Annotated in this window: 11 protein-coding genes; 7 read left to right on the top strand and 4 right to left on the bottom strand. The window is 60.5% G+C overall.

Going from position 1 to position 15,782, the window contains the following annotated elements:
- The first annotated feature begins 6 nt into the window (after positions 1-6).
- Positions 7-1,965: an acetate--CoA ligase gene (gene acs / locus ACQK2L_RS01980; RefSeq protein ID WP_425395253.1), complete on the top strand. Its 1,959-nt coding sequence runs from the start codon at positions 7-9 to the stop codon at positions 1,963-1,965.
- A 244-nt stretch (positions 1,966-2,209) separates the two neighbouring features.
- Here acs and ACQK2L_RS01975 read toward each other — a convergent pair whose 3' ends face one another.
- Positions 2,210-2,575: a hypothetical protein gene (locus ACQK2L_RS01975; protein WP_425395252.1), complete on the bottom strand. Its 366-nt coding sequence runs from the start codon at positions 2,573-2,575 to the stop codon at positions 2,210-2,212.
- Positions 2,576-2,979: 404 nt separating this feature from the next.
- Between ACQK2L_RS01975 and ACQK2L_RS01970 the strand changes: the two genes are divergently transcribed.
- The 6 genes from ACQK2L_RS01970 (at position 2,980) to ACQK2L_RS01945 (ending at position 12,310) form a co-directional block, all read left to right on the top strand.
- Entirely contained in the window at positions 2,980-3,837 is an 858-nt protein-coding gene (locus ACQK2L_RS01970; protein WP_425395251.1) for a hypothetical protein, read from the top strand.
- Positions 3,838-3,982: 145 nt separating this feature from the next.
- A complete protein-coding gene (locus ACQK2L_RS01965; protein WP_425395250.1) occupies positions 3,983-5,164 on the top strand; it encodes a VWA domain-containing protein in 1,182 nt (393 codons plus the stop codon).
- A 167-nt stretch (positions 5,165-5,331) separates the two neighbouring features.
- Entirely contained in the window at positions 5,332-5,580 is a 249-nt protein-coding gene (locus ACQK2L_RS01960) for a hypothetical protein (RefSeq protein ID WP_425395249.1), read from the top strand.
- Positions 5,581-5,741: 161 nt separating this feature from the next.
- Positions 5,742-6,095 (top strand): BlaI/MecI/CopY family transcriptional regulator, encoded by a 354-nt coding sequence (locus tag ACQK2L_RS01955; RefSeq protein WP_425395248.1) that lies wholly within the window; start codon positions 5,742-5,744, stop codon positions 6,093-6,095.
- Between the two features lie 16 nt (positions 6,096-6,111).
- Entirely contained in the window at positions 6,112-9,726 is a 3,615-nt protein-coding gene (locus ACQK2L_RS01950; RefSeq protein ID WP_425395247.1) for a carboxypeptidase regulatory-like domain-containing protein, read from the top strand.
- A gap of 166 nt (positions 9,727-9,892) precedes the next feature.
- Positions 9,893-12,310, top strand: coding sequence for a sucrose synthase (locus ACQK2L_RS01945; protein WP_425395246.1), 2,418 nt, complete (start codon positions 9,893-9,895; stop codon positions 12,308-12,310).
- A gap of 20 nt (positions 12,311-12,330) precedes the next feature.
- Here ACQK2L_RS01945 and ACQK2L_RS01940 read toward each other — a convergent pair whose 3' ends face one another.
- The 3 genes from ACQK2L_RS01940 to ACQK2L_RS01930 form a co-directional block, all read right to left on the bottom strand.
- Positions 12,331-13,422: a DUF1559 domain-containing protein gene (locus ACQK2L_RS01940; protein ID WP_425395245.1), complete on the bottom strand. Its 1,092-nt coding sequence runs from the start codon at positions 13,420-13,422 to the stop codon at positions 12,331-12,333.
- An 89-nt stretch (positions 13,423-13,511) separates the two neighbouring features.
- Positions 13,512-13,715 (bottom strand): hypothetical protein, encoded by a 204-nt coding sequence (locus tag ACQK2L_RS01935; protein ID WP_425395244.1) that lies wholly within the window; start codon positions 13,713-13,715, stop codon positions 13,512-13,514.
- Positions 13,716-13,783: 68 nt separating this feature from the next.
- On the bottom strand, positions 13,784-15,781 hold the full coding sequence (locus tag ACQK2L_RS01930) for a tetratricopeptide repeat protein (RefSeq protein WP_425395243.1): 1,998 nt from the start codon (positions 15,779-15,781) through the stop codon (positions 13,784-13,786).
- Position 15,782 lies beyond the last annotated feature (1 nt).

Raw genomic sequence — 15,782 nt, 5'->3', positions numbered from 1 at the left:
CTAAGTATGGCGGATGAACATGGTGGTGAGCTGGATACGGTGATGCAGGAATCGCGGCTCTTTCCGCCTGCGCCGGAGTTTTCGGCCCAAGCGCGGATCAAGTCGCTCGAAGAGTACCAGCAGTTGTGGGACCGTGCGGCTGCCGACCCGCCCAAGTTCTGGGCCGAGATCGCGAGTGAGGAACTGCATTGGTTCGAGCCGTTCACCGAGGCGCTCCGCTGGAACGAGCCGGTGGCCGAGTGGTTCGTCGGCGGCAAGACCAACGCCTGTTACAACTGCGTCGATAAGCACGTGGCCGAAGGCCGCGGCGATCGCACCGCGATCATCTGGGAAGGCGAGCCTGGCGATCAGCGGACGCTTACCTACGCCGAACTGCAAACCGAAGTCTCGAAGTGCGCCAACGCGCTCAAATCGCTGGGCATCGGCCAGGGCGACGTGGTGAGCTTGTACATGCCGATGACGCCGGAGCTGGCCATCGCCATGCTGGCGTGCGCGCGGATTGGGGCGATTCACTCGGTGATCTTCGCCGGGTTCTCGGGCGAGGCCATCGCCGATCGCAACAACGACGCCGGCGCGAAACTCGTGATCACCGCCGACGGCGGCTGGCGGCGTGGCAAGGTGCTGCCGCTCAAGGAGACCGTCGACGAAGCGTTGGCCAAGAGTCCCACGGTCGAGCACTGCTTGGTGCTGAAGCGGGCCGGCGACGCGCCGAATATGCAGGAAGGTCGCGACGTGTGGTGGCACGACGTCGTGGACAACGCATCGGCCGACTGCCCGGCCGAGCCGCTCGACAGCGAGACACCGCTGTTCATCCTCTACACCAGCGGCTCGACTGGCAAACCCAAAGGCATCAAGCACACCACCGCCGGTTACAACCTGTACGCGAAGAAGACGTTCGAGTGGGTGTTCGATCACCGCGACGACGACATCTTCTGGTGCACGGCCGACTGCGGCTGGATCACCGGGCATAGCTACGTGGTCTACGGTCCGCTGTCGGCCGGCGCGCAAGTGCTAATGTACGAAGGCGCGCCGAATTTCCCCGAAGGAGATCGCTTCTGGGACATCGTCGAGCGTCACAAGGTCACCGTGTTCTACACCGCGCCCACGGCCATTCGCGCGTTCATTAAGTGGGGCGACGAGCTGGTCGACAAGCACGACCTGTCAAGCTTGCGAATCCTGGGCACGGTGGGCGAAGGCATCAATCCCGAAGCGTGGATGTGGTACCACAAGAAGATCGGCGGCGAGCGCTGCCCGATCGTCGACACGTGGTGGCAGACCGAAACCGGCGGCATCATGATGAGCCCGCTGCCCGGCGCCATCGCCACCAAACCTGGCAGTTGCACCAAACCACTGCCCGGCGTGGTTCCGGCGATTGTCGACGACCACGGCGACGCGGTGCAACCCAACCACGGCGGCTGGCTCACCGTCACGCACCCCTGGCCTGGCATGCTCCGCGGCATTTGGGGCGACATGGATAGATACAAGGACGTGTACTGGTCGGCCGTGCCCGGCAAGTACCTGGCCGGTGACAACGCCCGTTGCGACGACGATGGTTACTACTGGATCATGGGCCGCATCGACGACGTTCTGAACGTGTCTGGGCATCGGCTGAGCACCATCGAAATCGAAAGCGCGCTGGTCTCGCACCCGGCCGTGGCTGAAGCCGCCGCCGTGGGCCGCCCGCACGACCTGAAGGGTGAAGCGGTGGCGGTGTTCATTACGCTCAAAGACATCGACCCCACCGAGGAACTGCGGGAAGAGCTGAAGCACCACGTCCGCAAGGAAATCGGCGCGCTAGCGCAACCCGACGACATCCGCTTTACCGGCTCGCTGCCGAAAACCCGCAGCGGCAAAATCATGCGCCGCTTGTTGCGCGACATCGCCGCCGGCAAAGAAGCCGTGGGCGACACCACGACGCTGGAAGACTACACGGTGCTGGCAAAACTGCGCTCGGGGCAGGAGTAGGGTTCAGCCACACTGTCGCGACCACACATAGCCCGGGACGGAAGTCCCGGGTCTCGAGCAACTTTCTATGTAGCCACCGTCGCCAGACGGTGGATGCGTTGCCACAAACGTTCGCCGCCCCAAATGTCATGCGTTCTTGGTGGGGCGTCCACGCTCTGGCGAGCGTAGCTACGGGCGCGCTCGGAGCGCGGAGCGAACGGCTACTTTCTCTTCCGCGTCTGCAGGGCAATGGTGGGTGAACCCACTACGCTGTGGGACCGAACTGCGGCAGTGAATCCTCGAAATTCGCACAAAGCACAAACTTATCGCTGATTGAATCGGCAATGAGCTCGCACATGCCCCTGGCAACTTCGATTTGATCGACCATTGGCTTATTCTTCAACGGAGTGACCTGCAACTCATACTTGTAGTGGAAAAATCCATCGGGTTGCGAGACCAAGTCGGAGTCCGCTTCGTCGTTGACCAGAAGTTCGCACGAGTTTCCTTTATAATCAAACGAATTTGATTTGACGCGGACAGCCTCAGTCAAGCCCGCGACAACTAGATCGACAATCGTGCTTGCGTGTTGATCTGAGTCAATCATCACGATGAACTGTCGAGTAGGGTCCATAGCTCAACTTGCGTTGTATTCTCGGCACAGCTCGTTGAAAGTGATATCACCACACTTTGCTAAGTGCCGGCCAGTTTAAGGTCAATTCCAGTTCTTTGCTGGAACAATCGTAAGGGTGAGTGGTTCTGCTTTGTCCGGTGCTTGGCCATTATACGCGATGTTCCACCGGCAGATTTACGCACCGTTCGCAGGGCAATGGTGGGTGAACCCATCGGCGGGAGAGTTCCTTGGCCGAGACACGTTTTCCTCGCCGATGGAACCACCCACCCTACGATTTGCGGCATCGTCTATGAGCTTGGAGCGCGGAGCGAATGGCTACTTTCTGGCTGGTTTTCTTACACTCGTTTGGTAGAACCTAGGTAGACGTAACTGTACACCCATATATATACCCAAGGAGCCCGAAGATGGCGAGACCACGAGTATTAGACGATGTGAAAAAAGGTGAAATTGCCGCCCTGATTTCTACCGGGATGAGCATGTCGAATGCAGCTCGGTACGTGGGGTGCGATCGGAAGACGATTCGGCGGGAACGCGAAATCGACGAGGCGTTTGACGAGCGGATTCGGCGGGCGCAGATGGGGGCAGAACTCAAACCGCTGCAGGCGATTCGCGAAGCGGCTAGCAAGCACTGGCGGGCGGCGGCCTGGCTCATTGAACGGCAGGACAAGCAGCGGGCTGCGCGTCGAAAAGCCAAGCAAGCCGACAAGGTGACCGTGTCGCGGAAGCAGCTGGCCAAAGTGGCGGTGAAGGTCAAGCAGGCGGCGTTATCCATGGTCGCGTTTCCGGAGTTCGAAGCAGAGGTGGCGCAGAAGATCGACGAGGCGCTGGTCGAACTCGCGCCGGTGCTGGCGGCGCCGCGACCATCCGCGCCTGAGCCGGTGGAAGTTCAAGCAGAAATCACTGAGCCGATGAAAGTAGAAACAGAAACGCCAGTCGCCACCGAAACTGCGATTCCAAACGGCGCGCAGACCACGTCAAAGTCATTGCCAACCAAACCGACGTGGCAGCAGTCGGCCGCGTTTCTCGAGCAGCTTCACCCGGAGCGATATGGTCCACCGGCCGAGCGGGCGGCCGAGCCGCCGACGGAGAAGGATCTCAAGTTCGCCGCGGCGCTGCAGGACTTTCGCGACGACTTGTTCGGGGTGCTCCGAAAGGAACATGCGGAGCGAATGGGTGGGACATGCGGGGAACAACCTGGTGGGGCAGAACCGGCCGAGGTGCGAAAAGAGTCGGAGAAAACCGAGGTTTGTGAGGAAGCGTAGCGCAAAGGTCCACGGGGTTTTGGGCCAACGAATCGACAGTGGGACCAAAACGGACCAAAACGATTCTGGGCCGTGGGAACTCCCCGGGCGCGGGCTGCGTCTATTTGTGTGAGACCATTTTGTTCCCCCGGACAGGAGCCGACCCATGCGCGCGCTTACGCTTTGTGCCATTTTGCTAGCTTCGTTTGTTGTCTCGCCGACGGTCGTTGGCGAGGAGGCCGCGGTTCGGCCCGCGACGCACGAAATTGCGGTAGCTCCGCCCGCGGAAAAGAAGCCGCGGATTGAGGTGGCTTTGTTGCTCGACACCAGTGGTAGCATGAGCGGCTTGATCAATCAAGCGCGAACGAAGTTGTGGCGGATCGTCAACGAGTTCGAGGCCGCACGCCGCGACGGAAAGCGTGCCGACGTGTACGTCGCGCTGTACGAGTACGGCAACGACAGTGTGCCGGCCGACAAGGGTCACATCCGCCAGGTGGTTCCGCTGACCTTGGACCTCGACAAGATCTCCGAGGAGCTGTTCGCCCTGACTACCAATGGTGGCAGCGAGTACTGCGGACAGGTGATCGAGCAAGCGGTGCGAGAGCTAAAGTGGAGCGACGAGAAGGCCGACCTGCGGTGCATCTTTATCGCTGGCAACGAGCCGTTTACGCAGGGTTCGGTCGACTACAAGGACGCATGCCACGCGGCCGCGAACAAGAACATCACGGTCAGCACCATTCACTGTGGCGACTACGACACCGGCGTGAACACGCAATGGGCCGACGGCGCAAAGCTGGCGGATGGCAGCTACATGAACATCGACTCCGACCGCGTGGAGCCCCACATCGTCGCCCCACAGGACGAGCAGCTTGCCGAACTGAACAAGAAGCTCAACAGCACCTACTGCGCGTATGGCGGTGAAGAAGAACGTCAAGTCGCTGCAGCTCGACAAGAGGCTCAGGACACGAACGCTGCGAAAGCGGCGCCGGCGGTTTCGAGTCTTCGCACGCTCAGCAAGGCGGGCCGTTTGTACCGCAATTCCAACTGGGATTTGGTGGATGCGGTGGAGGAAAAGAAGGTCGACCTGGCGAAGATCGAGAAGAACCAGTTGCCCGAGGAGCTTCGCGAAATGTCGACCGAAGAACTCCAGGCGCACGTAAAGAAGCTGGCCGACCAACGGGCGGAGATTCAGCAGAAGATCAAGTCGTTGGGCGCCGAGCGGGCCGAGTACGTCGCTGCCGAGCGGGCCAAGTTGGCCGAAGAGGGTGTCGACGCACTGGACGATGCGATCGTGGAGTCGGTTCGCAAGCAAGCTACGGCAAACTCGTTCGAATTCGTTGAAGAGTAACGTAACGGCCACCTCGCACGTGGTTCACCGCAGGGAGCGCGCCGCCAACCGCATGAGCACCACCGACGCCATTGGTGCTCTTCGGGCGGCCGACTCCCGCGGGTGGATTGTGAGCTATGCTTAATTGGTAACTTTTCCAGCAAGCATATCTCTCGCGGGGCGATGCGATGGCGGCCACTCAATCCACCTTACCGTCAAAACTGATTCAATCGGCCCACCAGTGGTGGCGTCGCCATCGCCATGAGTCGAACCACTGCAGCGAATGCGACGAGCCCATTGGTTCGTTCGACAAGGTCTGCCAGAACTGCGGCCAAGGCAACCCCGCCCGGGTGTCGCCCTGGCTGGCAGTGTATTTGTTCGTATGCGTCGCGATGATCTTCATGATGTACTCGGCATTCAAAACACTGCTGTCGTAAGTGGATTCGACACTCGCAGTGCAGTGGCATTGGCGCGATTCGCTGCCAGTGAAGAAGTACCGCCAAGCAGCATTAGCTGACCACCGGCGGGCACGCGTCCAGAATTCGCTTGACGCTTCCACCAATGTGCAGTATATTCTGCACATTCACGGGAGCAAGTCATGCCGAAATTCACACCGGGCGAACTGGCCGTCATGCGAATCCTGTGGGAGCATGGCGAACTGAAGCCGGCCGAGATTCAGGCTCTGTACCCAGAGCCGATCAAGAATCCCGCGCTCCGTTCGTACCTGGCGATACTGCTCGAGAAGGGGCATGTTGCCCGCCGCAAGTCGGGCAAGGCCTACTTTTACAAGGCGACGACCCGTCGGCACTCGGCGTTTCGGTCGACCGTTCGAGAGATCGCCGACGCTTACTGCGAAGGCTCTGCGAAGAACCTGATCCTGCATCTCATCCGCAGCGAGAAGCTCAGCGAGGATGAACTGCTGGAACTCAAACGCCTGGCCGACGATCGCTAACTTTGAAGGGGATACCATGTTGTCCGACACGTTCTGGCTCGCAGAGACCGAGGGCGGATGGTTCGCGTGCGCGGCGGCGGTGCTCGTGCGGATCACGCTGCTCCTGGCACTGGCGTGGATGGGACATCGTGTGTTGGGGCGACGCAGCCCCTACCTGCGGGTGTTCTACTGGCGTGCGGTCGTCGTGGGATTGGTCGTGGTAACGAGTGTCACGCTGCTGCCGTACCGCATGTCGCTTCCGCTCTGGCCATCAAGCGCCGATACGGTTCCCACCGCAACGACTCCCCACGGAGCAACCGAGCCAGCGATCATCGCAACGACCCATGAAGCACCCGTCGAAGCACTCCCCGCGCCCGATGCGGTGCTGGACGATCCCATCGATTGGCAAGCACCGATGGTCAAGCAGTCGTCGACGCCGGTGGCGGATCCGACACTAGCTGTAGCACCTGCCACGCCGTCCACTTCCACCTTCGGTCTTTCATTCTGGTTGGCCAAGCTGTGGATAGCGGGCGGAGCGGTTTCGATGGTCTCGTGGTTGCTCGGCAACTGGCGGCTTCGCCAACTCTATCGCAAGGCCGCGCCGGTCCCCGCGGAGGTCGAATCCGAACTACGCCAGCTGGCAAGCTGGTTTGGTTACCCGACGACCATAGCGGTCCGCCAGACCAGCGACCTGTCCACGGCCATTAGCTTCGGCGTTTGGAGGCCGCGCATCTTGATGCCGACCCACCAGATCATCGAAGGCGAGCCCGTGGAGCAGCGAGCGATGCTGGCGCACGAGGTGGCACACGCAGTAGGCAACGACCTGGTGTGGAATCAATTGATGGTGCTGGTGCGGGCGGCGTTGTGGTTCCATCCGTTGGTGTGGCCCATGCGACTGGCCCACGCCGACGCCTGCGACGAAGTGTGCGACGCTCGGGCGGCTGAGTTTCTGGGCGACAGCAAGCTGTACGGTCGGGTGCTTGCGCGATTGGCCCTGAAGCTGGCGGGTCGACAAACGTCCTTGGGCCTGGCCTTCGCGCGGCGCTCGCAAGTTCGCAAGCGCGTTGAGTTAGTTAAGGAGAACGTCACGCGCCAAAAGCCCAAGCAGCACAGAACTGCCTTGCTGCTCGCGAGCGTGTTGGGTGTGTCGGTCGTCACGGGCTTGGCGACTACCGAACGAGCCCCAGCGCAGACGCCAACGGCCGAAGCGGAGTCGGCGCCTGTGGCGCTCACCGCTACCACCGAGCCCGGTGCCGCGGTGGAGTTGTATCGCTACGCCGACTGGTCGGCCGAACCAACGCTGGAGTTGGAGACCACAGCAGACTCCAAAGGCATCTTCACCTTCGACAAGCTGCCGGCTCGGGACAAGGACACGCAACTATACGTGGTCGTTAAGAAACCCGGGTTTGCTCCGAAGAGCAGCCTCATTCGTGACGACCATGAGGGGCCGATGGAGATCGAGTTGCACTCCGAACCCGTCTCGCTGAGCGGCGTGATCACCGACAACACCGGTCAGCCGGTTGTCGGAGTCCAGGTTACCACGCAGTATCGCAAGCATCCAATGCCTGGACTACACATCGCGACGACTGACCAACAAGGTCGGTTTTCCATCGACGACCTATCGCCCTGGAGTGTGGAGGAGACCAGGACGTTCGATCCGAAGACCGGAATGGGAACCATGGCCTCGGCTTTCCGGTACTACGTGACGCATCCGAACTACGTCCGCACACATGGCGAGTACACGCGCATCCCACAGCAAGTGAAACTGCAACTCAATCCGCCGGCGATCATCGGGGGCAGGGTGTTCGACTTGGTGACCGGTAAGCCGATGGCAGGAGTTGAAGTGCAGGCACAGGGCATTGGCCCCGGAGGTTGGCATACCACCACTTCCGACGCCGAAGGCGAGTACGAACTCCGATTGAACGGCGACCACTACAACATCTGGGCCGTGGCGCCGGAGCGGATGCCGCTAGCCATCAAGGCCATCCATGCTGCCGCTGGCAAACGACTGATCGGGCAGGACATCCGCATGACGCGCGGTGGTTATGTCGAAGGCAAGGTGCTCGACGCCAACAAGCGGCCGATCGATGGCACGCAAACCAAGCTGAGGGTCGCGCACTACGGCCCCGCTCGACCGAAGGTCGGGGCGGCGGTCACATCCACACTCGTAGGCGACGACGGCAGCTACCGCCTGCACGTGGCCCCCGGCCGCAACTACATCTACCTGATGGGCGGCAACGCATCAGCCTACGTCGAGGTGGGAGACGGACAAACGGTTCAGCACGACATCCTGCAAGGATCGTCCGACACGTTGACGCCAAGGATGATGGACGACGACGATCGCCTGGCTCAGCAAATCCGGGAGGCAGCCCGGCGAGCCAAGCAGGCGAAGAGCCCCCAGCAGCCACAGCCCGACGCCGCGACGCTCCGCCCCGACACGCCGGTCAATCAGCTCATCACCGTGCTGGACGACATGAACCAAGGCAGCGAACAGTTCACCGACCTGTGGGCGAACCAACTGCGTACCATCGCGGCGTTTGGCGAAGATGCGGTTCCCGATTTGATCGCGGAGGTCGACCGCACCGACAACGACATGATGCTCCGCAGTACAGCGTTTCTCTTGCGGGCGATTGACGACAAACGTGCGGTGCCGGCCTTGATTCGGGCGATTCCCAAAACGCTCCGATCGCCAGGATCCGACATGGGGCTGAGGATTCGGGGCGCCGACGAGTCGCTGCTGGAGTTCGTGCAAGCGAATGATCTTGATCGAAGGAATTCCGGATCGGAGTACGGTTTCGGACGCCCGGTGCGAGAGGTGTTCGGTGCACTCCAATCGCTAACCGGTCAGAAGTTTGGCGAACAAGAGCTGTACTCGATCTTCCTCAACGACGACGACCTCCCCGGCCAAAAACGCGCCAAGCGTCTGCTCTACCACCGCGTGGCGAAGCAGTGGGCCGAGTGGTGGAACGAACACGCCAGCGAGTACACCGACGACCCCGCTTTCCAGTCGGTCGAGATTCCTACCTTACCCGAGTCGACCAAAAAGGAAGTAGCACTTGCAGCCGACACTCCGCTCGAGACCGCAAGCGGTTCCGGCAACTGGATTCTACAATCCGCGCGTCGCTTGCGTGGGCAGGTGTTCTACGATCTCGATACGGGTCGCGCGACCTCACTACCGAAGCGCTGGCACGATCAGCAGTTCACACCCGAAGTACTCGAGCAAGTCACTCAGTGGGCCGGCGATGCGGGCTACGACTTGATGGGCGACGAACTACCTTCGGATAGCGGCGAACCAGTGTTCGTACTCCGCGGTATTGGACTCGATTGCTGGGAGCTACCGAAGCAGCGTTGGAAGAACGCACCAAGTCCTACGTCCATCGCTCAGTTGCAAGCGGAAGGACGAGCCCTCGATGGCGATCTGCTGTTGCACTTCGACGGCGACAAAGAGCAGCCCGAGCCTGAAGCCGTGGCCACGTTCTTCTATCAAACACGCGAAGGAACGCCTGGCGTCTTGTACGTTGGCATTCCGGTTTACGACGACAGCTTGAAACCTGGAGGTGTCTCCGAAGGAGACGACGAACTGAATCCGGTCGCTTTCAATAAAGGTCGCCGCTTTGGTTTCTCGCGGCTTGTCGTAACGGAGAACGAGTAGATGAGTCGTGGACAATGCCAGACGCCGGGACACGCGTTCACCACTGCCACGCGCGTCGCGGGTTTGAATCACCGTGCAACCGTGCTAGATTCACGTAGACGAGAGCGTCCGCTTCGACGCGCACTCGCTCCTCATCCGCACGACTTCGACGCACGGACGGACTGTTTTGAAGAACACAGAGCTGGAACAATCGCTTGGGCAACACCGCGATGCGGTCTACCTCCTGCTGCGGAAGTACCGCGACGCGGGGAAACCGTTCCTCCTGCGATCCGATATCGTGGCGGTGCTGGAAGAATTTTGCGACAGCGAAATCGGCGCCCCGCTTCGCAACACACCGGTCTACCAGTTGCTGCACGCTGCACAAGAGGCGTTCTTTCGCGACTCGGAGATGTACCTTGACGTGCGGTGGCGCGTATCGCGGCGGACGTTTTGGCAACTGCACTGCGAACACCTGAGTGTGCGCGAAATCTCGGTCAGCCGGTTCCTGAGGAGCAAGGAACAGATTGTCGAACCGCAGGCGAACTACGACGCGGTGCTCGAGATCGACTTACAGCCGTTCGAGCGAGGCTTCCCTCGCCTGCGCGACGCGCGCTCCATCGGGCAGGGCGTCGAGTTCCTCAATCGTCACCTTTCCAACCGTTTGTTTCAGGAACTCGACAACGGCGGGCAGCGGCTGTTCGAGTTCCTTCGTTTACACCGCGTGCAAGGCCAGCAACTGATGCTCAACAGCAGCATCGCCGACCTGGCCGCATTACAAGAAGCACTACAGGAAGCCGATGAGGTGCTGGCCAAGCGCCCGCAAGATGGGCAGTGGGCCGACGTGGCAGCGGAGATGGCGAAGCTAGGGTTCGAAGCCGGCTGGGGTAAAACGATCGACCGCGCGAGAGAGACGATGGGCTTTTTGAGCGACATCCTCGAAGCGCCTGGCCCGGAGAGCATCGCGCGGTTCCTGGGCCGACTGCCGATGGTGTTCACGATCGCCATCCTGTCGCCGCACGGTTACTTCGCCCAGTCGGGCGTGCTGGGCCGGCCCGACACTGGTGGGCAGGTCGTCTACATTCTCGACCAGGTGCGCGCGCTGGAAGAGGAAATGTACGACTTCATCGAACGCCAAGGCCTGGAGGTCGAGCCGCAGATTGTTGTGCTCACGCGATTGATTCCCGACGCCGAGGGAACTACTTGTACGCAGCGGCTGGAGCCAATCGCCGGCACGCGGAACGCGCGCATCTTGCGGGTGCCGTTCCGCAACGAGACCGGCGAGGTGATCCCGCACTTCATCTCGCGGTTCGACATCTGGCCCTATCTGGAACGCTTCGCCGGCGAGTGCTCGCGCGAGATGGTGGCCGAATTGGGGCAGCGGCCCGACTTCATCATCGGCAATTACTCCGACGGCAATCTGGTGGCCAGCATGCTGGCGCACCGCATGGGCGTGACGCAGTGCAACATCGCGCACGCGTTGGAGAAGAGCAAGTACCTGTACTCCGATCTGTATTGGAAGGAGCACGAAGACGAACACCACTTCGCCTGCCAGTACACAGCCGATTTGATCGCCATGAACACGGCCGACTTCATCATCGCCAGCACCTACCAGGAGATCGCCGGCACCAGCGACACCGTGGGCCAGTACGAGAGTTACCAGGCGTACACGATGCCCGACTTGTACCGCGTGGTGTATGGCATCGATGTGTTCGATCCGAAGTTCAACATCGTCTCGCCAGGCGCCGATCCGCGGGTGTTCTTTCCGTACTCGCAAACGGAGCACCGCTCGGACGAGATGCGCGACATCGTGGCCGAATTGGTTCACGGGGATAGCGTCGAGGAGGCCCGCGGCCGGTTGGCCGGTAAAAAGAAACCAATGTTGCTCGCCATGTCGCGAGTGGACTACATCAAGAACATCTCCGGCCTGGTGCAGTGGTACGCCGAAAGCGACACCCTGCAGAAAGAAGCCAACCTGGTGATCGTCGGCGGCCACCCCAAGGCCGAGCCCGGCGGCGACGAGGAAGGGGAGCAACTGCGGCGGATTCACGGCCTGTTGGACGAGCACCAACTCGACGAACGCGTGCGGTGGATTCCGATGCAGACCGACAAGCACATCGTCGGCGAGTTGTACCGTTACACGGCCGACTTCCGCGGTGCGTTCGTGCAACCGGCATTGTTCGAAGCATTCGGCCTGACCGTCGTCGAAGCGATGGGCTCCGGCCTGCCGACTTTTGCCACGTGTTATGGCGGTCCGCTCGAGACTATCGTCGACGGGGTGTCCGGCTTCCACATCGACCCCAACCAAGGCGCCACGGCCGCTCAAAAGATGGCCGACTTCCTCGCCCAGTGCCGCGACAACCCGGGACATTGGGAGCAACTCTCCCGCGGCGGCTTGACCCGCATCGAGCAGCACTACACCTGGAAACTGTACGCCAACCGCCTGATGAAGCTTGCCCGAATCTACGGCTTCTGGAAGTACATCTCGAACATGGAACGCGCCGAAACCACGCGGTACCTGGAGATGTTCTACACGCTGATGTACCGCCGACTGGCCGACGCAGCCAACGGCAGCAAGGCGGAAGAGGTTTCGGGGGAAGAGACGTGACGGGCTTCGACAGGGCGCGGCTATAGATCGGACTCGTTGACCTGTTCGCCGTTTCCGCGTGTGGAGAGAGACTCGAATGCCACCAGGTCGATGTCCTTGCTGAGGGAGTGCACCGAGCCATCGACGAAGCAGAACTGCGCGATGCCCGGATGGGTCGACCCATAGTAAAGCCACATGGTTTCATAGGATTCGCCGTTTCCGGTGAAATCGTTTTCGCGAGTAACGTCCATCCCATGAGAGGAGGGCAATACCCCCCAACCTGCCCACATGTGCGCGTAAGCGACTCCATCGACGCCACCCCCGTCGGGCGTTGGGATGTTGCTGCCGATGGTGCCGGGTGCTTCGCCGAACATGATGGTGTTCGACGTTCCGTCGGATACCTGAGCAAGGCGGGTCTTGGATCGCACGCTAAACACACCGATCAGGTCTTTGCTGACACTTTGATTTCCAAAACCCATATCGAACTGCAGCGTCGGACCCATCCATCCCCATACGCCAGTGCAGCCCAGGTAGTGAGTGCGCCCCATGTCGCCGACCGCATTCACCCAACCATCGGAGAACATCCTGTGGTTGCCGCCAACGTAGCGCGCGTACACCTTATCCATGTACCCAACTTGCGGTTGCTCTAGCGGAACCGATGGGCACAGCAGAACAGACAAATGTGTTTGAGCGACGGCCCATGCTGGATCGCTCTGCACACTGGCGTAACTGTAGTCGTAGCTGTTGACTCCCAGGTCCATCTGCTGGGTAAACTCATCGGCCACCGCAGTTGCTTCCAAGTAGGGAAGCAAGTAGACGAACACGCCCGTCATCTGATGGAACTTCTCGGGGCTACCGGAAGACTCTTTCTCGGCTTTGGGATCGAAATAGTTGGTATCGGTGGCAAGGTAGCCGGGCGGAAGTCGTTTGTTGGTCGATTCGTAGTTGAGAGCAGCGATACCGAGTTGCCGCATGGAGTTTTTGCAAGTCGTGCGCCGCGCCGACTCACGTGCCGCTTGCACTGCCGGCAACAACATGGCAACGAGAATGCCGATGATGGCAATCACCACGAGCAGCTCTACCAGGGTAAAGCCACGGTGTCGGGCGGATGCCAATGGTTGGTTATCGTTCATGGCTGAGGGGTCTCGCTTTCTTGCCACTGGCAACTTGCTGCGGTGTTTGCATCGCTGCCGCCCACAGCAACTGCAATCTCGCCTGCGATCTAGTTTCCGCGCTTGGTCGGTTGTGGTGGAGGTGCGTGCGACGAATCCGTGCTCAACCTCATGCTCTCGTCCGGCACCGACGTGGGATTGTCGGGTCGAGTAATCTTGGGGCGATTGTCTCCGCAACCAAGCGAGGTGAGTGCAAGCGTAATGAGCACCAAGCCAACACAGGTAAACACGCCAAGTTTCCAGCGATCGAACATGGGTCCTGCCAGTTTTGCATGAATAATGGCGACTAAAACCTATCGAAAGGATAAAGGCTCAAATGGTGTTAGACAATAGTTCCCTTGCTTCGCAAGTCGGCTGCCATCGCTTTGTCCGCGAGGCCCATGCCGCGATAGGCGCTCGCCAAGGATTTGTGAGCCGCCGACATTTTGGGCGCCTGTTTGACGCACAACTCGAGCGCCTCCACAGCTCCTGTTGGGTCTCCCAACGCCAGCAGCGCCTTGCCAATAACGAAGTGAACGCGGGGGAAAAAGTGAACCAATTCTGCCGCAATCAGCGCTTGCTCTAAGGCTTGCTCAGGATTTCCAGCCTCTAGTTGCGCCCGAGCCAGGCCGGCGAAGGCAACCGGGCTCTCGCTATCAATCTCCAGCGCCTTTTCGAACGCGGCGATGGCTTCGTCGTACCGCTTCATCGAGATGTAGACTTCGCCAAGCTTGTTGTGCACATGGGGCAAGCGAGGTTCGACCTCCATGGCGCGTTGGAAGTAGCTCAAAGCGTTTTCTGGATTGCCTTCGGCCAGCTCGAGCACACCAAGAATCATGTTCACGCGGGGATGCTCTGGCAGCTTCTCAGACAGCGACTGTAGTATCTCGCGCGCTTGCTCTTTGTTTTGCGTTCCGATGTAGCAAGAAGTCAGCATCAGCTGCATGGCGGAGCTGTTCTTCTGCTCTTCTTCGAGCTGCTCAATGACCTCGATCGCTTCGGCGTACTTGAACGAATCGACCAGCGACTCCGCCAGGCTGATTTGGTTGCTCGCCATGGTCTGACGAATAGCCTTGTCGGCGTCGTCGCCGGGTGGATTGATGTATCCCAAGGCAATCAATTGTCGCAGCACGGCTTGTGATTCGGCCGGATCGACGCGCGCATCGGGCGGGTGCATGCCGCACTCGCCATCAATCTCCTCCCACGACTCGATGCGCTGGATGGTCTCGGTTTCCTCGAGCACTTCGGACAGCACCCGGCCAGGCATGTCGTAGGCAGCAGGCAGGCCCAACAAGTGCAGCACCGTGGGCGCGATGTCCTGGATGGTCGCACCATAGAGGCGATTGCCCGCGTGGAATCCCGGTCCGCAACCAGCCAGGATGCCAAACGGTCGATGCCATTCAACAGGGCCCGACTTGCCCTCGCGGGGATCGGGGCGCAGGTGATCGTTGTAGTACCCGTGGTCGGACATCAGAATCACTGCGGTGTCGTCGCCCGCCAGAGTCAGCAGCGTGTCGAGCAGCATATCGTGGAAACGATAGATGCCAACCATACAGTGCTGATAGACGTCAAAATCCTCTTGCGACACTTCGTCCATCTTCGGAGGATGAAACTCCATGAACTCGTGACCAAACCGATCGATCCCTTCGTAGAAGACGGCCGTGAAATCCCACTCGGATTTGGTCATCAGGTGGGTGGCGACCGCGTGGATGGTGGCCGTTTGAGCGAGCATGTGGCACAGCTTGCCGACCCGCTGACCTTCCTTCTCGATGAGCTCGGCGGCTTGCGGGATGAACGGCAGGACTGCCGTGTGGTCGATTTCGGACGGCAGGACTCGTAGCGAGGCGAGTTCGTCGGCCATCTCCACAGGGTGGACGCATCCAGCGGGAAGTGGCGAAGCGACGCCCTCTTCCACCTTGTACTGTTCGAACTGGTTCGACACCATGACGCCGTTGATCGGCTCGGCCGGGTGCGACGCATACCAGCCAACGATGTTCGATTTCAATCCGCTCTGCGTGAGGATGTTCCAAATCGCCTTGCACTTGCGGCTGGTGCTGCTCGACGGCTGCACGCCGGTTCCGTCGGCGTTGGGCTCGGTGAATCCGTGGATACCGTGATATAGCGGGCGTTTCCCAGTGGCGATGGTGTTCCACAGCATGGGAGAGAGAATCGGGCGAGTCGTCGCCAGGTTGCCCCAGGCACCGCGCTGCAACAGTGCGGCGGTCGTGGGCATTAACCCCTGCTGAACCAGCGGATGGATCATTTGCCAGTCGGCGGCATCCCATCCCACCAACAACACCCTGGCAGGCGAGTTCTCTGAGCGACGACGTGTGGGCTGCATC

This window comes from Aeoliella sp. (assembly GCF_965227375.1).
In the GTDB taxonomy this organism is placed as follows: domain Bacteria; phylum Planctomycetota; class Planctomycetia; order Pirellulales; family Lacipirellulaceae; genus Aeoliella.
Note: the sequence above shows the minus strand (reverse complement) of the source record. Positions and strands in the feature narration are given on the sequence as shown.